We start from the raw sequence: 19795 nt of genomic DNA, 5'->3' as shown, positions 1-19795 counted from the left end.
TTTTTATTAAATTTCAACATACAAATTCCGTTCAACTTTCCTGAACGGTTTTTTTATATCTTTAAACCGAAGAATACGATATTTCAGTTTAATAATTTTATATGAAAATCCTCATCATAGAAGACCATAAGGAACTTGCAACCAATATTACAGATTATCTTAAAAAAGAAGATTACGTCTGTGAAGTGGCTTCCAGTGCAAAAGAAGCGTTAGAAAAAATTGAACTTTTTGAATACGACTGCATTCTTTTAGACCTTATGCTTCCTGACGGAAATGGTTTGGAAATCCTCAAACATATCAAAAATTATTCTCCATCAGCGAGTGTGATTATTGTTTCTGCAAAAAATTCTCTGGATACAAAATTGACAGGATTAGACGACGGAGCAGATGATTACGTAACAAAACCATTTTCACTGCCCGAACTTCATTCAAGAATAAAAGCAGTTCTCAGAAGAAAAACTCCGGAAACTAACCGTATTTTGAGTTTTAACGAAATTACAATTGATCTGGAATCTAAAGAATGTAAAATCAATGCACAATTGCTTAATCTCACAAAAAAAGAATTGAATTTATTGATCTATTTCATTAATAATCAGAACAGAATGTTATCCAAACAGGCAATTGCAAGTCATCTTTGGGGAGATTACACGTATAGTATTGATAATGTAGATTTTGTTTATCAGCATTTGAAAAATTTAAGAAAGAAAATTCTGGATTCAGGTGGAAAAGATTATCTGCAAACTGTTTACGGATTAGGTTACAAGTGGATTGATAAATAAAAGATATTAGAAATTAGAAGTTAGATTCAATTTCAAGCCTCGAAATTTAAAAAAAATAACACCATCATTATAAAACTAATTTCTAACCTCTAAATTCTAACTTCTCATTACATGAATTTAAGCTTCCGATTTGCCAGAGCATTTACCTTTTTGGTATTTTTTGTCCTCGTCACGGGCTTTGCTATTTTGTATTTTGCTTTTGAAAGAGCAACAATGCGTTCTGCCATTCTGAAATTGGAAGATTTAAATGAATACGTCACTCATAAATTAGAGAAAGATTCGGCTTATGATTATTTAAAATCTCATCATCGTCAAACTCAGGTTAAAATTCTTCCACCTGATACAAAAATCGCCAAAGAAAAAATCATTGAGGAAAAATATCTCTGGAACAAAAGCATACAGTCCTATATTAACCGAATTTCTGTTACCACCTACCCTGTTATTCATCAAAAAAAATATTCCATTACGAGTGTAAGATATATCACGATTATCGAAAACCGTTTTATGATGAGTATTATCATGGTTGTAGCATGGATCATGGTTTTCCTTGTCATTCTTACGATTATTGTAAGTGTTTTAGTTTCAAAGAAAATTCTCGATCCTTTTTATCATGCGATGGATGAAATTAAAAAATTTAGATTGAGAGATAACAGCCCGATGAATTTGATGGAAACGGAGACTGAAGAATTTAAATCATTAAATAAATTTCTCTTAAAAATGTCCGAAAGCTCCAAGAAAGATTACAACGTTTTGGAAGAACTTTCAGAAAATACTTCCCACGAATTACAGACTCCACTAGCTTCTATTAAAGGGAAAATAGAGTTATTAATGGATAGCGAACTTTCAGAAAATCAGTTGATCACGCTTTCTTCGATGAACGATGAGCTGGACAGACTTTCATCCATCAACCAATCGCTGATTCTTCTTGCTAAACTTGAACATTTTGAAAAAAATGATTCACAACTGATTAATTTTTCAGAATTATTAAAAGACAGACTTCATTATTTTGAGGATTTATTTGAAATTCAGAACCTTACTTTAGTTAACGAAATTCAGGATAATGTTTATCTTAATTTTGATGAAAACTTAGCATCTATAGTTATTAACAATCTTATCAACAATTCAAAAAGGCATAATATTGAGAATGGGAAAATTTTCGTGAAGCTTACGGAAACTTATTTTCAGATCTCAAATACAGGAAATCCGCCCACAATTTCTACGGAAGAATTATTCAAAAGATTTAAGCGCGGAAATCCCAATCAAAATTCTATCGGGATTGGTTTGGCACTTGTGAAGAAGATTTTGGAGATTTATGATACTGAAATTTCTTATCATTTTGAACATGACTTACACACTATTAGAATTAATTTCATAAAATAATTAACTGGAATTCAAAAACATAACAATGAAAATTCAAATTCTGTGAAAACTTCAAAATTTCTTCAGAATTTATTTCTTGTTTAGGCACAAGTAAAAACGCCTATGAAAAAATTACTCTTACTTTTCGGTTTAACTGCAGTGCAATTCGCTTACAGCCAAGACACAATTAAGTCAGAAAAAAAGATGGAAGAAATCTCCACTGTTGAAAAAAATCGGTTGGATATTGGAGAACTTAAAATCAACCTTAATCAAAAAGGTGATAAATGGTTGAAATTTGGAATTTCGAGTCAAATTTGGCTTCGAAGTATCGATAATAATCCGGGAACAGCCGTCAATGGAGTTCCGCAAGATCAGACCTATGATGCAGGAATCAGAAGAATGAGATTGATTATTCAAAGTCAGTTGACACCTTTCTATTCTGTCTTTTTACAGATGGGAATTAATAATCAAAATTTTATTTCAGGCGGAGGAACGGGAACAGGAAATAACGGCGCAGGAAAAAAAGCACCTTTCTTTTTTCATGATGCTTATAATGAACTCGCTATTATTCCGAGAAATGATTTTCAAACAGGAAAACCTAATAAAAATAATCTTTATTTAGGTGCCGGACTCCATTCATGGAACGGTGTGAGCCGAATGACGAATGCAAGTACAACCAAAATGCTAGCGGGAGATATTCCTGTTTTTAATTTTCCTACGATTGAAATTGCGGATCAGTTTTCAAGACAGTTCGGGGTTTTCGTGCATGGAGAATTTGACAGATTGAATTATCGCTTCAGCGTCAACAAACCTTTTGCAACAAATTTAAAGCCTGCTGTTGGCGGAGTTGCTGTTGATAATAATCAAAGCGGAAAATTGTCCTACGCCGGATATGCTTATTATCAGTTTTTTAATAAAGAAGTTACTTCTACATCTTTTTTAGCTGAAAATAATTTAGCCGCAAAAAAAGTACTGAATATTGGAGCAGGTTTTTACACCAACAAAGATGCAACGCAATCTCAGCCTACAGAAAATGTTTTTGAATCTCATGATACCAATATTTTCGGAGCAGATGTTTATTCTGAACTTCCATTAGGTGATAAAAGTAAAGAAATGGGACTTACGCTCTATTCCGTTTTCTATAATTACAACTACGGCCCAAATTATCTGAGAGTAAGCGGAATCATGAATCCCGGAACTATTGATGCAACATTTACAGGTGAAAAAGCTTTGGAAGGAGCCGGAAACAACCGAGTTTTGATGGGAACAGGAAATATCTGGTTTTCTCAGGTAGGTTTTGTACTTCCTAAGTTCAGCAAGATCGTGAAAGTTCAGCCGTTTTTTAATTATGCTCTTAAAGATATGAAAGCATTAAACCAAAGCGGAAGCTACTACGACATCGGCGCCAATCTATTTTTATATGGTCAAAATGCAAGAATTGTTGCTCAATACAGCAGCAGACCGTTGTATGATACCGCTTCAAAAAGAATTTTTGACAGAAAAGGAGAATTTTTACTGTCTTTTCAAATTGTACTTTAAAAAATTTAATATCTTACCCATATGAACGCTAATACTACTCAAATTACAACTGCCCAAAGGATAAAAGCCATTGTGGGCGGTTCTATAGGAAACTTGGTAGAATGGTATGACTGGTATGCTTATGCTGCCTTTGCCATCTATTTTTCCAATTCATTTTTCCCGGAATCAGATCTTAACGCCCAGTTGATGAATACTGCCGGAATATTTTTTGTCGGATTTTTGATGCGTCCCATCGGAGGATGGATGTTCGGAAGTATTGCCGATAGAATAGGACGAAAAAAAGCAATGACGCTTTCTGTTTTGTTAATGTCTTTCGGATCTTTATTAATTGCACTGACGCCAACGTATGACACGATAGGAATCCTAGCTCCTGCCCTACTTCTTATTGCACGATTGTTACAGGGATTAAGTGTGGGCGGAGAATACGGCGTTTCAGCAACCTACCTCAGCGAAATGGCGACAGAAGACAGACGAGGTTTTTATTCGAGCTTTCAATATGTGACGTTGATTGGCGGGCAATTAATTGCGCTGGGAATTCAGTTGGTTTTACAAAAATTAATCCTGACAGAAACTCAATTGGAAAATTGGGGCTGGAGAATTCCTTTTGTGATTGGAGCAATTTTGTCTGTAATCGCTTTATATTTAAGATCAAATCTTCATGAAACTGAAGCTTTTGAAAATAAAAAAGATGTAAATGATAAGAAAAAAGGAACAATTAAAGAACTTTTAAAACATCCACAAGCTCTACTTACTGTAATTGGATTGACGTTGGGAGGAACATTGGCTTTCTATACATACACCACCTATATGCAGAAGTTTTTAGTAAATACCGTTCACCTTACTAAAGAACAATCTACTTTAATTTCATTTGTTTCCCTATTTATATTTGCATGTTTACAACCTGTTTTCGGAGGACTTTCGGATAAAATCGGAAGACGACCTTTATTATTAGGTTTCGGGATCTTAGGAACGCTCTGTACAGTTCCGTTACTGACGGCATTAAGTCATACAACTTCTATGTGGGCAGCATTTTTCCTGATCATGGCTGCATTAATTATCGTAAGCGGATACACTTCTATCAACGCTATCGTAAAAGCTGAACTTTTCCCGTCTGAAGTACGTGCGTTGGGAGTAGGCCTACCCTACGCCTTAACTGTGGCGATATTTGGAGGAAGTGCAGAATATATTGCTTTATGGCTAAAGAAATTTGGAGCCGAACATTATTTCTACTGGTATATTACTGCATGTATTTTGTTTTCATTGCTCGTGTATGTGCGAATGAAGGACACCAAAGAAAATTCAACGTTGGATAAGGATTAAATTTATTCAAACATCATAAATAATACGCGGCTCAGGTTTCCTGAGCCGCGTATTTTATTTTTTAGCTATAAGCTTGTCTGAATTTTACAATAAGTTCATCCAGGTAGTGACGTTGAACATAGACGGTCTTTACATCCTCATATCTTGGGGATTTGTAGAAAACCTCGTGAAAGTCCATGCTACCGTTACCTACCTTTACTACTTTCTGTACTTCGATATTCAATTTTCTTAACTCGTCTCTGAAGACCTGAAATTCATCTTGTATATTATTCATTTATATTTTGGGGTTTAATTAAAAAATCATTCAATTATATCAAACACCCTACCAATATTCAGGGTAGGTGTTCAATTTCACATTAAAATTAATAAATATTTCGATATAAACATAATATTTCATTAACATTTTATCAATTAATTTGAAAATATTAAACATTTTTAATAAAACACCTATATAATCCACAGATTTGAAATTCCTAAAACTTTAACAAAAATTATCATAACACTTAGTAATAAAAGGATTTTTATTTTTAATGATTCTAAACTTAATTGATATTTTAACCACTCAAAAGCCAAATTTTAAAACTCAGGATTAAGATTTATTTTTAACCTCAACCTCAATTTTTAATCTATAAGACATAAAAACTATATATGAAAACCTCAAAATTATTTCTTTTACTGATTACACTATCCTTTTCAGGTGTAAGCTTTGCGCAGAAAAATAAGGACGTTAAAGTAACTATTAAAGATAAAAATGGAAAAAGAGACGTAGAAATCTTACCTCATTTTATTCAATTTGGGATTATGTCGAAAAACCATGAAGGTTTCAGAAAAAAATATCAGGTTAATGTTGTGTATGAAAACTGTGTGATAAGTCCAGCCATTTCAAAACAAGCAGAGAAAAATAATTTAGCCTTAGCAAAAAATCTAACTGACAAATATGGTGAAGCCTGGAAAAAGGATCTTGGAATTATTCCATACGGTTTATAAATTCTTCGCTTTCATCAAACATTCAAGCATAAAAAAAGATACTTTATATAAAGTATCTTTTTGATTTTAAACTAAAAATAATTTTAGCTTAATTATTTTCAACAGTCTCACTCTCCTCTACTTCATGTCTCAGCTGAGCTTTGTAAAGAGTAGAATAATATCCGTTTTGATCTAACAATTCAAGGTGCTTGCCTTCTTCTACGATCTTCCCATGTTCCATCACGATAATTTTATCTGCTTTTTCAATGGTCGAAAGTCTGTGGGCGATAATAATTGATGTTCTGTTTTTAGTAATTTTCTCCGTCGCTCTCTGAATCAATTTTTCACTTTCGTGGTCGATAGAAGATGTCGCTTCATCCAGAATTAAAATTTTTGGATCAGATAAATACGCTCTTAAGAAAGATAATAATTGTCTTTGACCTAAAGAGATCGACGAACCTCTTTCACTCACTACATATTCATATCCTCCAGGAAGACTTTCAATAAAATCATCAACCTCAATTTCTTTGGCACCTGCTTTTATTTTTTCTAACGTAATCGTATCGTCTCCAAAAGCAAGATTTTCAAAAATACTTCCATGGAAAAGGAAAACATCCTGCAATACGACTCCAATATGACTTCTTAAATTATATAACTCGTAATCTTTAAGCTCAATGTCATCAATAAATATTTCACCTGAATTAATATCATATAATCTTGTAATCAAGCTGATAATCGTAGATTTTCCGGCTCCGGTTGCTCCAACAATGGCTACGGTTTCTCCCGGATTTACTTTAAAATCAATTCCTTTAAGAACTTCCTGCTTTTCATCGTATGCAAAACGAACTTCTTTGAATTCAATTTTACCGTCAAAATGATCCTTTTCTACTTTTCCGTTGTTTGGCATTGCGTAATCTTCATCCATCAAACCAAGAACTCTTTCAGCACCAACAATTCCGCGTTGAATATTGTTGAAACGGTCTGCGATCTGTCTCAAAGGACGAATCAACATCGAAATATATTGGATAAAAGCAATAACAACCCCAGCACTAATGGTGATATATCCTCCATAAAATAAGATAAATCCTATAAAAAGTGAAGAAATAAGTTCAACCACAGGAAAGAACAATGAGAAAATGAAAACTGTTCTCAATAACGCTCCTTTTAAGGTAATATTAATATCGTCAAACTTTTTAAATTCAGCCTTTTGTCTGTTGAACACCTGAATAATCGGCATTCCCGCCAATCTTTCCTGAACAAAAGAGTTTTGATTTGAAGTCCAATTTCTTTCATCTCCAAACGCTTTTTTAAGCCTTTTTTGAAAGAATCTTGTAATTAAAACCATTAAAGGTAAAATCGCCAACGTGATATAACTCAAATGAACATTCGTGCTGAACATCATTATCAACACAAAAACGATTCTCAAAATATCCCCAAAAACCATCAGGAAGCCATCTGTATAAACAGTTGCAATGGTTTCTACATCTCCTACAGCGCGTGTTACAAGCTGTCCAATCGGTGTTTTATCAAAAAATGATGTTCTGAAATAAATCAGTTTAGCATATAATCTCTCCCTGATATCTCTGATTACGTTCTGAGAAATATAATTGGAGAAATACACTAAGAAAAAGTTTAAAACTGTTTCGGCAAAAACCAAACCTACCAAAAGATAAATATGCTTCATCATCAAAGCTTTATCGTGAAGTTTGGTAATATCGTTATCTACCACCTGCATGGTAAGGTACGGCCTGTAAGTAGAAACGATGGAAAGAAATATAGAAATTACCAAAGTTATGATAAACCACGAACGGAATTTCATCCCGATGAAGAATAATCTTTTGATAATTGCCCCGGTATCTTGTTTTTTCATTGTACGAATTGAAGAAAGGAATTAAATAAAATTCTTTTGCAAAAATAAGACTTTAAAATTTGTCTGCCTTTACAACTTCGCTAATTCCTGATGAAAAATTCAGATTGCTGTTATTTATGATATAGATGATTTTCTAACACGCTGAATATTTCTTGCATCTCTTTTTATGCAAAAAATCATCCTTGTCAAGGTTTAAAACCTTGACAAGGATAATAAAGCTGACTTTCTTTTTTAATTAACTTTATTCAACCAGTCCAAAACATAACCCGCAACTTCTTCCCAACCTTTTTCTCCAGCGATCAGCATGACAAATTAAATGGAAATTTAACGTCTGGAAATCCATAGGATACGTTCGGAACACCTATTTTGAGGTTGTAAACATATGCAACGACGTTATTTACTCCAATAACGAGGTTCGATATCGTCAACTTTGGCATCCCAGACCTAAAATTTGACGTTCGGAACCCCAAATTTTAGGTTGTATAACATCAACGGATATATTCGGAACCTCAATGAAGGACTGAGGAACGTCATCAGATATATCAAATAAAGAAAGAGACCTGCTCCCGAAGCCGTCTCTTTTCAATTTTTAAGCAAAAGAATATTAATTGACCTTTTTCAACCAGTCCAAAACATAGCCCGCAACTTCTTCCCAACCTCTTTCGCCAGCGATGAAATGACTTCTACCTTCAAATTCTTTAAAATCAACAATACTGTTTTTATCTTTATAAGCATCAGCAATTTTTCTTGAAAATGCTGCAGGGAAAATATTATCATTAGAACCTGCGATGAATAATAACGGTTCGTGAGGTTTGTTTAAATCTAATTTTGCTGATGATTTGAATAACGGATCTCTTGCCAGTTTTCTGCTTTCAGGAGCGGCAACAGTTTCGTATAATTTATCGCTTTCTGCTTTAGAATAATTATTAAAAAATGCTTTGTGATACCATTCTTTAGATCCAAGAAATGCAGAGTTTCCTTTGAAGAAATTTACAACAGGCCAAACAACTTTCACAGTAGAAAAAGGAGCCATCACATTTTTTGGAGGTGCGCCATCGATGCTCACTCCGGCAACGGCTTTTCCCATGTCGATTAATTTCTGAACCATTAATCCTCCGAATGAATGCCCGATCACGATTGGTTTTTCAGGAAGTGTGTCGATAAATCTTGATATGTGAGTTACAACATCATCAAAACCTACATTTTTTAATTCTGACGGAATGTTTATTTTTAAATTTTTAGGATCTCCGTTGTGTCCCGGATTTGCAGGAGTGTGCACGGTGTAACCTTGTGCTTCGAAATAAGTTTTCCATTCTTTCCAGCTTGTATTGTTCACAAATAATCCATGAATTAATACGATAGTTTTTGTTTTCATAACTTTTATTTTTAATTGGTTTTAAATTATGAGACAAAGTTCCGCGAATAAAATGAGGATAATTTTAACCTTAGTTAAAATCGTACTACTTCCCTGAAATTCTTTTTCTTATCCTACTCAAAGACGGCCCCTGAATTCCCAAATACGAGGAAATATGATACAACGGAACATTATTAAAAATATCAGGATGTTGCTTAATTAAATCTAAATAGCGCTCCTCAGGAGATTTTAAAATAAATCCTTCAATTCTGCTCATCGTTACATTAAAAGCTTCCTGCGCAAGAAGTCTTCCGAATTTTTCCCATCGATGCGATTGCTGATAAAGTGAAAGTAAATCTGTATATCGGATATAAATAATCGTAGCATCCGTCAACGCCTGAGTATGGTAATCACACGGAATTTGGTTGATAAAACTTTTAAAGGAAACCACAAAACCATTAGCAGAATACAGAAAAACATTTTTCTCCTCTCCCGTTTTTTCATCAATCGTATAAGAACGGAAAACACCATCAACAATAAACCCGAAATAGGTGCAAACCGTTCCGCGAAGATTATAGAAATCTCCTTTTTGATATGTTTTTGGTAACCAAAATTCTTCGGAAAGTTTAAATTCTTCTTCCGTAAGACCTGCGAAATGATTCAGAGCAAAGGCTAGTTTTTCGATTTCGTCCATGGTTTTTAAAATTAAAATGGTGACTTTGAAAATATCAAGCCACCATCATTTATTATCATTCTTTATTACCAATTTCTTCAATTTCCAGCGAAGGTTTCTCAAAACTCTCTTTTTGAAATCTGCGTTCAAGAAGTTTATACACTCCAAAAACGACTGCGATAGCTACAAGCCAGCCAATAAGATTAACGAAAGTAAAAGTATTGTCGCTTGTTTCATCCAAAGAACCCGGATTTGTAATTTCTTTGAACATTCCGAAACAAAGCCCAAACCCAAACTGAGCTCCCAAATAAATAAGAATAGCCAGAATACCGAAATGCCACTTTGTTTTTCCAAACTTTTCGGCAAGTCCAGCGTAATATCGGTAAGCAGCTGCAAGAATAATTATTGACATCATATGTTTTATGTTTTTTAAGTTTTAAGTTTTAATCAAATTCATATCCAACATCCACTAAAAATAAACCTTGTGCGGGAGCAGATGTTCCGGCGGAGTTTCGGTTCTTATTTTCAATGACATTTCGTAGTTCTTCAGGTTTTATTTTTCCTGAGCCAATTTCTACCATAGTTCCGACTATTGCTCTCACCATATTTCTCAGAAAACGGTTTGCAGAAACAGTGAATTTCAATTCTGTCCCGTTTTGTTCCCATTCTGCTTTGTACATTTTACAAAGATTGGTTTTATTGTCGGTATGAAGCTTGGCAAAACTTGTAAAATCCTCATATTCAAATAAGATCTTACAGGCTTCATTCATTTTATTTATATCTAAAGGTCTTCTCCAATGTTGCCAGGCAGAATCCTGCGTGAACGGATTTTTTTCCATTGAAATATAATATTCATACGTCCTGAAAGTTGCATCAAAACGTGCATGAAAATCATCTTTCACCTCAAAAATTCTTTTGATGGAAATATCAACCGGAAGAAAACTGTTTAATCGATGAGAAAACTGATCATTCAACACCTGATCGGTATCAAAATGTGCAAATATTTTCTTCGCGTGAACGCCTGTATCTGTGCGTCCGGCGCCTGTAGTTTTAATTTTTTCTCTTAAAATTGTGGAAAGTGCTTTTTCCAATTCTTCCTGCACGGAAATAGCATTCGGCTGAATCTGATAACCGAAATAATTTTTACCGTTATAGGAAAACTCTATAAAATACCTCAATGTAATAAAATAACTCTACAAAAATACTGTAATTTAATGATAATCAATAATCGATTTTTTAAAATAAATATTGAAAAAGTACATACCATATTGTCTAAAATCCCTCCGAAAATTCCTATTTTTGCAAACGTATGAAAAGATGGTACCTATATCCTTTTTCCCTCGGTTATCATATGGTAACGGGTATCCGAAACACAATGTATGATGTGGGAATTTTTAAATCTACGAAATTCAAGACTCCGATAATTAATGTCGGTAACCTCTCCGTGGGCGGAAGCGGAAAATCGCCAATGGTGATGTATCTTGCCCAATACCTTTCTAAACATTACAGAACAGGTGTACTTTCGCGCGGTTACGGAAGAATGACAAAAGGCTATGACGTAACGAATTACGAGAGTAATTATAAAACTGTAGGTGATGAAGCTATGCAGTTATTTGAACGTTTCAAAAACCGTTTTGTGATTGCAGTTTCCGAAGAAAGAGTTCCCGGAGCAAAAAAAGTCATTGAAGATATGGATCTTGATGTTTTAGTTTTGGATGATGCATTTCAACACAGAGCAATCAAGGCCGGATTTAATATTTTGATGACCGATTTTAATGATCCTTTCTTTAAAGATCATTTGCTTCCTGCCGGAGATTTGAGAGAATCCAGAACAGGATATAAAAGAGCAGACATCATTATGGTCAGCAAATGCCCTGACGAACTGACGGAAGAAACCAAGCAATATTATATTTCCAGAATCAGACCGGATCGTACCCAAAAAGTATTCTTTTCATCCATCGGGTATGACGAAAATGTGTACGGAAAAGAAAAAATGCTTCCCGACAACAACCTTAATTATTATGATATTCTGTTAATTACAGGAATCGCCAATCCGAAGCCCTTGTTGGCACACCTTGCAAAATTCTCACAACGAGTAAAACATTTAAAATTCAGAGATCACCATAATTTTACAGAAGATGATATTAAAAAAATCATTGCTGATTATAAAAAATTAGGTGAATACAAATTGATCTTAACAACTGAGAAAGATTATGTTCGTTTGAAATCCTTTGATTATCTTAGAGACATCGTTTACTACTGGCCTATTAATGTAGTGATCGATAAAAAAGAGGAATTCAACCAAATCATCTTAGATTATGTTAGAAAATAGTAAGCAGACTGCCGATTTCATTAAAAATATTATTCAGGATATTCCTGATTTTGCGATTGTTTTAGGATCTGGATTGGGGAAACTTCAAGACGAGGTAGAAGCTATTCATGTTTTAGAATACAAAGACATTCCTAATTTTCCTCAAACCACAGTTGTGGGCCATGGAGGAAAATTAATTTATGGAATTCTGGAAGGCAAAAAAGTATTAATGATGAGCGGCCGTTTTCATTATTATGAAGGTCATTCTATTGAAACAGTTACTTTTCCTATCAGAATTTTTCATTTATTAGGAATTAAAAATTTGATCCTTTCTAATGCTTGCGGCGGAGTAAATCCAAATTTCAGCGTTGCAGATGTTGTGATTGTAAAAGATCACATCAACATGATGCCCGAACATCCGCTTCGTGGCAAAAATATAGATTCTTTTGGTCCTCGTTTCGTTGATATGAGTGAGCCTTACAATAAAAAAATGATTGCTGTTGCAGAACAGGTTGCCTCAGAAAATAATATTAAATTTCAACAGGGAGTTTACGTTGCCTTACAAGGTCCAACTTTTGAAACTCCTGCAGAATACGGAATGATCAAAGCCATCGGTGGCGATATGGTCGGTATGAGTACCGTTCCCGAAGTCATCGTTGCCAAACATATGGGAATGGATGTTTTCTGTGTTTCCATCATTACAGATCTTGGCGGACCGGACATTGCTTTTGCCGTTTCTCACGAAGAAGTATTAAATGCTGCCAATAAAGCAATGCCGAATGTTATTACATTGGTAAAAGGTCTGGTAAATAACTATTCATAGAAATTCTCAATCTCTTAAATTTTTGCTAAATAATACGAAACCAATCTCGAATTGCGTTTCATTGTTTAGATTTGCATTAAATGTAATTGAAAAAATGAAAAAGTTATTATTACTATTGATGATGGGTATTTTTGGATTAGGCTGTTCTCAAAAGATACCAACAGTTCTTAAAACGAAATTTTCTAAAGAAGCTTTAAGTCAAAAACTGGAAAATGAAGAAGGCAAAAGCGTTACCATTCAACAAATTCTAGATCAGCATAAAGGAAAAGTTTTAGTAATTGATTTCTGGGCAGGATGGTGCAGAGATTGTTTAAATGCACTTCCAAAAGCTAAAGAATTAGAAGAAAAAAACAAAGATAATATTGATTTCGTGTTCCTTTCCTTAGACCGATCAAAAGAAGGTTTTAATAAAAGCCTTGAAAGATTTGAAATGAAAGACAAAGAAAATTATTGGTTCTCTTCCGGCTGGAAAAATGATTTCAATAATTATGTTGATCTTAACTGGATTCCAAGATATATGGTAATCGATCAAAAATCTGCGATTGCAAAATATTATGCTATTTCTCCCGAAGATCCTGAAATTCAGACAACCATAGATAAGCTTTTAAAATAAATTATGATTGTAAGAAAAGCTACAGAACAGGATTTAGAAATACTTTTAGAGTTTGAACAAGGTGTTGTTTCTTCGGAAAGACCTTTTAATGAAACTTTAAAGGAAGGTGAAATTCACTACTACGATTTACATGCTCTTATTCTTTCTCCAGACGCCAATTTAGTGGTTGTTGAAGAAAATAACGAGATCATTGCATCTGGATATGCTTTGATTAAAAAGTCTGAAAAAAATTATAATAACTTCAAAGAATATGGTTATCTCGGTTTTATGTATGTAAAACCTGAACATAGAGGAAAAGGGGTCAATCAATTAATTGTAGACGCACTTGTTACTTGGGTAAAAGATAAAGGAGTTTCAGAAATAAGACTGGATGTTTATGATCAAAATGAATCTGCTGTAAAAGCCTATGAAAAAGCAGGTTTTGAACCTCTACTCCTTACAATGAGATTGAAATCATAATAATTCGATCATTAAAAATAAATGAATCCATATCTTTGTGATATGGATTTTCCTTTTCCCCTTCGCAAAATTATTCATGTTGATATGGATGCATTCTATGCTTCCGTGGAGCAGTATGATAATCCTGCATTGAGAGGAAAAGCCATTGCTGTAGGGGGCGAACATCGTGGTGTCGTTTCTGCGGCCAGCTATGAAGCAAGGAAATTCGGGGTGCGTTCTGCGATGTCTAGTAAAATAGCAAAAGAAAAATGCCCGCATTTAATTTTTGTTCCGCCTCATTTTGCGCGTTATAAAGAAGTTTCAAAAAAAATTCGGGAAATTTTTCATGAATATACCGATTTGGTAGAACCTTTATCTTTAGATGAAGCCTATCTTGACGTTACCGAAAATAAAAAAGGAATAGAATCTGCCAATCAGATCGCAAAAGAAATTCGTCAGAAAATATTTGAAGAAACAGGGCTCACTGCTTCTGCCGGAATTTCCATCAATAAATTTTTAGCAAAAGTTGCTTCAGACATTAATAAACCAAACGGACAAAAAACCATTCATCCCGATAAAATTGAAGCTTTCCTTGAGGAATTGCCTGTCGAAAAATTTTACGGCGTAGGGAAAGTTACAGCTAACAAAATGTTTAGTTTAGGTATTTATAAAGGAAAAGATTTAAAGAAAAGATCTGTCGAAGATCTTACAAGAATGTTCGGTAAATCTGGCGGATATTACTATAATGTTGTTCGTGGAATTCATACTTCCGAAGTAAAACCTCATCGTATTCAGAAAAGTGTTGCGGTGGAAAGAACCTTTTTTGAAGATCTTTTTGATGAACAACAGATCAATGAAAAGCTAGAAAGTTTAAGTGCAGAACTTCATCAGAGACTACAGAAAAATAATATTCTCGGAAGATCTTTAACTTTAAAAATTAAATATAAAGATTTCTCATTGTTCACAAGAAGTTTTACGAAAGAAGAATATTTTACTTCACCCGAAGAATATTTTAAAACATCAAAAAAACTTTGGGAACTTCGCCCGTTTGATAAAGCTGTGCGACTGTTAGGATTATCTCTTTCTCATCTTAATACAGAAGAAAAAAAACAGGTTTCCGTTCAACTAAAAATCCCGTTTCAGGAATTTGAAAATCAATAGTTAATAATTTTCACTAACTTGTATTGACCAAATCTACAATACATGAACCAAACGATGATTCAGTTTTTCCATTGGTACTCGGAAGGAGACGGAAAATTATGGAAAGAAGCCGAAAAACAGGCCAACTATTTATCAGAATTAGGAATTACATCAGTTTGGCTCCCTCCCGCTTATAAGGGAACGAATGGAGGCTATTCTATTGGATATGATGCTTATGATCTTTTCGATTTAGGAGAGTTCGATCAAAAAGGAACAACCCAAACAAAATACGGAACCAAAGACGATTACACAAAAGCCATTAAAGCTTTAAAGAAACAAAATATCCAGATTATTGTCGATATTGTACTGGGCCATAAAGCCGGTGGTGATGAACTAGAAAAATTCAAAGCCGTAAAAGTTGACGAAAATAATCGAGAAAAAGTAATTTCTGATATCATTGAAATAGAATCGTATACCAAATTTACATTTCCGGGAAGAGGAAAAAAATATTCTGACTTTGAGTGGAATTTCACCTGTTTCAGCGGTGTTGATTATGCCGAAGGGATGGAATCCCATATTTTCAAAATCCAGTCTGAATACGGAAACGATTGGGAAGAAATGATTGATGATGAAAAAGGAAATTACGATTATCTCATGTATAATGATGTTGAACATCGCAATCCACACGTCCGCGAAGAACTCAATAATTGGGCAAAATGGTATTTTGATCAGACCGATTTCGATGGCGTGCGACTAGACGCCTTAAAACATATCTCTTTTGATTTTTATAAAGAATGGCTCACCCTACTCCGCTCCAATTCCGGAAAAAATATCTTTGCTGTGGGCGAATATTGGGCTCCGGGATATTTGGCGTTGCTTCAAAAATATATTGAAGTTACGGAAGGTGCCATGAGTTTATTTGATAGCTCGTTACAAAATAATTTCCACACCGCATCCAAAGAGGGAGGAGATTATGACTTGAGAAGAATCTTTGATGAAACCCTTACTCAGGCTGATCCGCTGCATTCTGTTAGTCTTGTTGATAATCACGACACGCAACCTTTACAGGATTTGGAAGCTCCTGTTGATGAATGGTTCAAACCTCTCGCCTATGCTTTGATTTTATTAAGGGAAAACGGTTATCCATGCATTTTTTACCCCGATTTATTTGGCGCTCATTACATCGATAAAGATAAGGAAGGAAATGATCAGGAAATATTTTTGAATAAAATTGACGGTATTGAAGAATTATTAAAAGCCAGAAAAGATCATGCTTACGGCGTTCAAAGAGATTATTTTGAAGATGCCAATTGCTTGGGCTGGATTCGTGAAGGTGATGATGAACATCAAGGCTGCGCAGTAGTTTTGAGTAATAAGGAAGCTTACAATAAACCGATGGAAATGGGTGAAAAATATATTGGACAAATCTTTTACGATTTTCTGGGAAGATCTGAAGAGAAAGTAACCATCGATGAAAAAGGATTCGGAAATTTTCCTGTTCCAGCGGGAAATGTGAGTGTCTGGATTCCTGAATAAAATTATTAAACACGAATAACACTACTATTTTAAGCACTAATATTCATAAATAAAATCTGTGTCATTTGTGAAAATAATTTGTGTTATTCGTGTTTAAAAATAAAACTAAACTTTTCGGAGTTCCAGCATAGAAGGCTTTTCGGATGATTCTGATAGAGTTCCGTTTCGGGCAAATTCTGCCCAAAGTGACCTTAATTTCTGTCCGTTTTCGTGAATATATTTCCAGGAAACATCTTTTAATAATCCTGAAGATTTCCATGCATTTTCATTTCCAAATAACAAGGGAAGATCAAATGCATGAGCAGCTCCGAAAAAATTATTAATCAATTTTGAATGAATTCTGAATAGATAGATATTTCCCCCAGCTTCCGCATAATTTTCAGCAAAAGTCTGAGCGGGTTTTCCATAAATAATTTCTGTCGTTGCCCGAATTGCTTTATTGAGAATCTTTTTTCCAAAACCTTGATTAAGATATTTATTCATAGAGTCGGAAGCTTTAATATAAAATGAAGTTTCATCATCATTTAAACCAATCAAAACATCATATTTTTTAGCACTTTCTTTCCATTTTTCCATAGACTCTTCTTCCCTGCACAAAGGCGGAAAACCATATTGAGATCCGAAAGGCATGGCTGCTTTTAATCCATATTTAAAGAAAGAAGGCACAAAGTTTTTGTAGTTTTCAACAATCTCTAAAAGATCTGTTTCGGCCGTAAATCTTTCTGTTTTTTCTAAAAATTCGGTGAGCATTTTTTGACGATTATTTCTAAGTCCCAACGGTGCACTTTGAATAATTACTCTTTGAAATAAATTCTCCACATCATCAGAAATCATCAAATGAGCAATCGCATCTCCACCAGAAGATTGCCCCAAAAGGGTAATATTTTCAGGATTCCCACCGAAATCATTGATGTAAGTTTTGATCCATTTTAATGCTTCAATGATATCAAACAATCCCAAATTAGCAGGTATTTTTTCATTTCCGCCCAAGAAACCGAAAAATCCTAATCGGTAAGAAACCGTGACAACAATAATGTTTTGTTCTTTTACCCAATCTGTAGGATCGGCCGTTGACAAGTCACCACAACCAATTTCATAAGAACCTCCATGAATCCAAACAACAACGGGTAATTTTTCATTCTGATCAATATTTTCAGGACGATAAATGGATAGATATTGTGTTGATTCTTCAACATCAAAAAGATCAAGATCTATTTTCCCAATCATCTTTTCTAACAACGGACTGATATTTTGCGGACAAACAGGAGTTCTTTCAGGAAAAATAATTTCCAAATCTGATGGTTTTTCAGGAACAGGTTTTTGAAATCTTTCAGAATGTGCATAACGAATACTTTTGGCTTTTAAAATTCCATTTTCTTTTATCGCTAAAATTTTCCCGAAAGAGGAATGAAAGGTGTGGGTTCCAATATTTTGTTGTGTTGTCATTTGATTGGGCTTTAAGCAGTAAGCAATAGACTTTAAGCTGTTTTTCAACTACAATTTACAAATTTTGTTTTTTTGTTTAATATTTTTAAACACAAATATCACAAATTTTTAAGCACGAATTTTCACTAATAGAATTAGTGTTATTTGTGAAAAATATTAGTGAAATTAGTGTTAAAAAAAACTTAGTTCAACATCTTATATTCACTTGGAGAAACGCCGACTTTAGTTTTGAATAGTCGCGTGAAATGCTGTGGATACTTGAATCCAAGATCATATGAAATCTCGCTGATGGATTTTTCGGGATTGAAAATCTGTTCTTTTGCAACATCAATCAATTTATTGTGGATAAATTCCTGCGCTGAAATTCCTAATTCTTTTTTAATAATATCTCCAAAGTAATTTGCTGAAAGATTAAGCTGTTCCGCAAAATAATTAACCATCGGAAAACCGAAGTTTTTAGGTTTATCAGATTTTAAATATTCGTCCAAAAGATTTTCAAACTTCCCGATAACTCCCTGATTGACATGATCTCTCGTAATAAACTGGCGATCATAAAAACGCATACAGTAATTCAAAAACAATTCAATATTATTGACAATTAATGATTTACTGTGTTTATCAATTGATTGTTCTAATTCGAGTTTGATATTTTTAAAACATTCTAAAATGATTTCACGCTCCTTTTCAGATAAATGAAGAGCTTCATGAACATCGTAGGAAAAAAATGAATACTCCTTTATATTCTTTCCTAAATTGGTTCCTTTAATCAGATCCGGATGAAATATCAAGGCAAAACCTGCGGGCTGAATCTGCTTTCCTTTGTTGTAAATTCCATATGTTTGGCCGGGAGCAATGAAAACCAACGTTCCTTCCTGATAATCGTAACTATTTTTGCCGTAAAACATATCGCCACACATCACATCTTTCAAAAAAACGGTATAAAAACCAAAAGTCCTTTTGTGCTGACTAATAGGATCAGATTTTGAAAAATCAATCACACTTACTAATGGATGCAAAGTTTCCTGATTAGCCATTTTATTATATTCCGAAACACTGTTGTAGATTTCAACCTCTTGATCTTCCATGAATTCCATTTTTAATCTTATTCAAAATTACCACTTTCTTTCGTACCTTTTATCTTGTCCGTAAAAATGGTAAGTATTTCAGTAAATTATATAAGTGTAGTTCATCTAAAAGTATCGACTTTTGCATTGTTATGGAAACATTTAATACTAATATTTTTCCTAAAGGAGAAAAAGCACCTTCTGAATATTTTTCAGGCGGAATTGCATGGGTACAGATTTTAAAACCAAATGCAGACGAACTTAACTGCCAGATTGGGAATGTAATTTTCGAGCCACGCTGCAGAAATAACTGGCATACTCATGGAGGCGGACAGATTTTAATTGTAACTTCAGGAACAGGTTTTTATCAGGAAAAAGGAAAGCCTGCTCAGGTTTTAAAAGCAGGAGATGTTGTGAATATACCTCCGAATATAGTTCATTGGCATGGTGCAGCTTCTGATAGTGAATTCACTCATATTGCCATCAATCCCAATACTCAAAACGGTATTGTAGAATGGATGGAGCCTGTAACTGACGAAGAATACAACAATTTATAAACTAAAA

At 34.0% G+C, this 19795-nt stretch carries 20 protein-coding genes; 12 read left to right on the top strand and 8 right to left on the bottom strand.

Going from position 1 to position 19795, the window contains the following annotated elements; genetic code table 11:
• Positions 1–101: 101 nt before the first annotated feature.
• The 4 genes from AC1Q7L_RS15335 (at position 102) to AC1Q7L_RS15320 (ending at position 4997) form a co-directional block, all read left to right on the top strand.
• Positions 102–779, top strand: coding sequence for a response regulator transcription factor (locus AC1Q7L_RS15335; protein ID WP_492306865.1), 678 nt, complete (start codon positions 102–104; stop codon positions 777–779).
• Positions 780–890: 111 nt separating this feature from the next.
• Entirely contained in the window at positions 891–2159 is a 1269-nt protein-coding gene (locus tag AC1Q7L_RS15330) for a sensor histidine kinase (protein ID WP_492306866.1), read from the top strand.
• Positions 2160–2261: 102 nt separating this feature from the next.
• Positions 2262–3677 carry a porin gene (locus AC1Q7L_RS15325; protein WP_492306867.1) on the top strand — a complete coding sequence of 472 codons (1416 nt, stop codon included), beginning with the start codon at positions 2262–2264 and terminating at the stop codon, positions 3675–3677.
• Positions 3678–3698: 21 nt separating this feature from the next.
• Positions 3699–4997 carry an MFS transporter gene (locus tag AC1Q7L_RS15320; RefSeq protein WP_492306868.1) on the top strand — a complete coding sequence of 433 codons (1299 nt, stop codon included), beginning with the start codon at positions 3699–3701 and terminating at the stop codon, positions 4995–4997.
• 61 nt (positions 4998–5058) lie between these two features.
• Here the strand turns inward: AC1Q7L_RS15320 and AC1Q7L_RS15315 are convergent, their stop codons facing one another.
• The gene (locus AC1Q7L_RS15315) at positions 5059–5271 is read right to left on the bottom strand and encodes a hypothetical protein (protein WP_066755020.1); all 213 of its coding nucleotides are present in this window, start codon (positions 5269–5271) and stop codon (positions 5059–5061) included.
• Between the two features lie 374 nt (positions 5272–5645).
• Here AC1Q7L_RS15315 and AC1Q7L_RS15310 point away from each other — a divergent pair, with 374 nt between their 5' ends.
• Entirely contained in the window at positions 5646–5984 is a 339-nt protein-coding gene (locus tag AC1Q7L_RS15310) for an FEKKY domain-containing protein (protein WP_492306869.1), read from the top strand.
• A gap of 88 nt (positions 5985–6072) precedes the next feature.
• On the opposite strand, the gene AC1Q7L_RS15305 is transcribed toward AC1Q7L_RS15310, so the two are convergent.
• From AC1Q7L_RS15305 to truA, 5 genes are all read right to left on the bottom strand, one after another.
• The gene (locus AC1Q7L_RS15305) at positions 6073–7833 is read right to left on the bottom strand and encodes an ABC transporter ATP-binding protein (RefSeq protein ID WP_492306870.1); all 1761 of its coding nucleotides are present in this window, start codon (positions 7831–7833) and stop codon (positions 6073–6075) included.
• Between the two features lie 604 nt (positions 7834–8437).
• Positions 8438–9208, bottom strand: coding sequence for an alpha/beta hydrolase (locus AC1Q7L_RS15300; protein ID WP_492306871.1), 771 nt, complete (start codon positions 9206–9208; stop codon positions 8438–8440).
• Positions 9209–9293: 85 nt separating this feature from the next.
• Entirely contained in the window at positions 9294–9881 is a 588-nt protein-coding gene (locus tag AC1Q7L_RS15295) for a Crp/Fnr family transcriptional regulator (RefSeq protein WP_123980799.1), read from the bottom strand.
• A 55-nt stretch (positions 9882–9936) separates the two neighbouring features.
• On the bottom strand, positions 9937–10275 hold the full coding sequence (locus AC1Q7L_RS15290) for a hypothetical protein (protein ID WP_410693114.1): 339 nt from the start codon (positions 10273–10275) through the stop codon (positions 9937–9939).
• Positions 10276–10303: 28 nt separating this feature from the next.
• Complete coding sequence (gene truA, locus AC1Q7L_RS15285; protein WP_492306872.1) at positions 10304–11038, bottom strand: tRNA pseudouridine(38-40) synthase TruA; 735 nt, start codon at positions 11036–11038, stop codon at positions 10304–10306.
• A 131-nt stretch (positions 11039–11169) separates the two neighbouring features.
• Between truA and lpxK the strand changes: the two genes are divergently transcribed.
• From lpxK to AC1Q7L_RS15255, 6 genes are all read left to right on the top strand, one after another.
• Complete coding sequence (gene lpxK, locus AC1Q7L_RS15280) at positions 11170–12192, top strand: tetraacyldisaccharide 4'-kinase (RefSeq protein WP_492306873.1); 1023 nt, start codon at positions 11170–11172, stop codon at positions 12190–12192.
• Positions 12179–12994, top strand: coding sequence for a purine-nucleoside phosphorylase (locus tag AC1Q7L_RS15275; RefSeq protein ID WP_492306874.1), 816 nt, complete (start codon positions 12179–12181; stop codon positions 12992–12994). The genes lpxK and AC1Q7L_RS15275 overlap by 14 nt, the downstream gene beginning before the upstream one ends.
• A 94-nt stretch (positions 12995–13088) precedes the next feature.
• Positions 13089–13607, top strand: a complete 519-nt coding sequence (locus AC1Q7L_RS15270) for a TlpA family protein disulfide reductase (protein WP_492306875.1) — start codon at positions 13089–13091, stop codon at positions 13605–13607.
• Between the two features lie 3 nt (positions 13608–13610).
• Entirely contained in the window at positions 13611–14066 is a 456-nt protein-coding gene (locus AC1Q7L_RS15265; RefSeq protein WP_492306876.1) for a GNAT family N-acetyltransferase, read from the top strand.
• Positions 14067–14108: 42 nt separating this feature from the next.
• Positions 14109–15206, top strand: a complete 1098-nt coding sequence (gene dinB / locus AC1Q7L_RS15260) for a DNA polymerase IV (RefSeq protein WP_492307019.1) — start codon at positions 14109–14111, stop codon at positions 15204–15206.
• Positions 15207–15248: 42 nt separating this feature from the next.
• Positions 15249–16721: an alpha-amylase gene (locus AC1Q7L_RS15255; RefSeq protein WP_492306877.1), complete on the top strand. Its 1473-nt coding sequence runs from the start codon at positions 15249–15251 to the stop codon at positions 16719–16721.
• A gap of 105 nt (positions 16722–16826) precedes the next feature.
• Here the strand turns inward: AC1Q7L_RS15255 and AC1Q7L_RS15250 are convergent, their stop codons facing one another.
• Together AC1Q7L_RS15250 and AC1Q7L_RS15245 are read right to left on the bottom strand one after the other, a co-directional pair.
• Positions 16827–18167, bottom strand: coding sequence for a carboxylesterase family protein (locus AC1Q7L_RS15250; protein ID WP_492306878.1), 1341 nt, complete (start codon positions 18165–18167; stop codon positions 16827–16829).
• 182 nt (positions 18168–18349) lie between these two features.
• Positions 18350–19252 carry a helix-turn-helix domain-containing protein gene (locus tag AC1Q7L_RS15245; RefSeq protein WP_410693123.1) on the bottom strand — a complete coding sequence of 301 codons (903 nt, stop codon included), beginning with the start codon at positions 19250–19252 and terminating at the stop codon, positions 18350–18352.
• Positions 19253–19383: 131 nt separating this feature from the next.
• Between AC1Q7L_RS15245 and AC1Q7L_RS15240 the strand changes: the two genes are divergently transcribed.
• The gene (locus AC1Q7L_RS15240; protein ID WP_492306879.1) at positions 19384–19788 is read left to right on the top strand and encodes a cupin domain-containing protein; all 405 of its coding nucleotides are present in this window, start codon (positions 19384–19386) and stop codon (positions 19786–19788) included.
• Positions 19789–19795 lie beyond the last annotated feature (7 nt).

The sequence above is a fragment of the Chryseobacterium sp. GW823-FHT05E08 genome (assembly GCF_058795655.1).
Note: the sequence above shows the minus strand (reverse complement) of the source record. Positions and strands in the feature narration are given on the sequence as shown.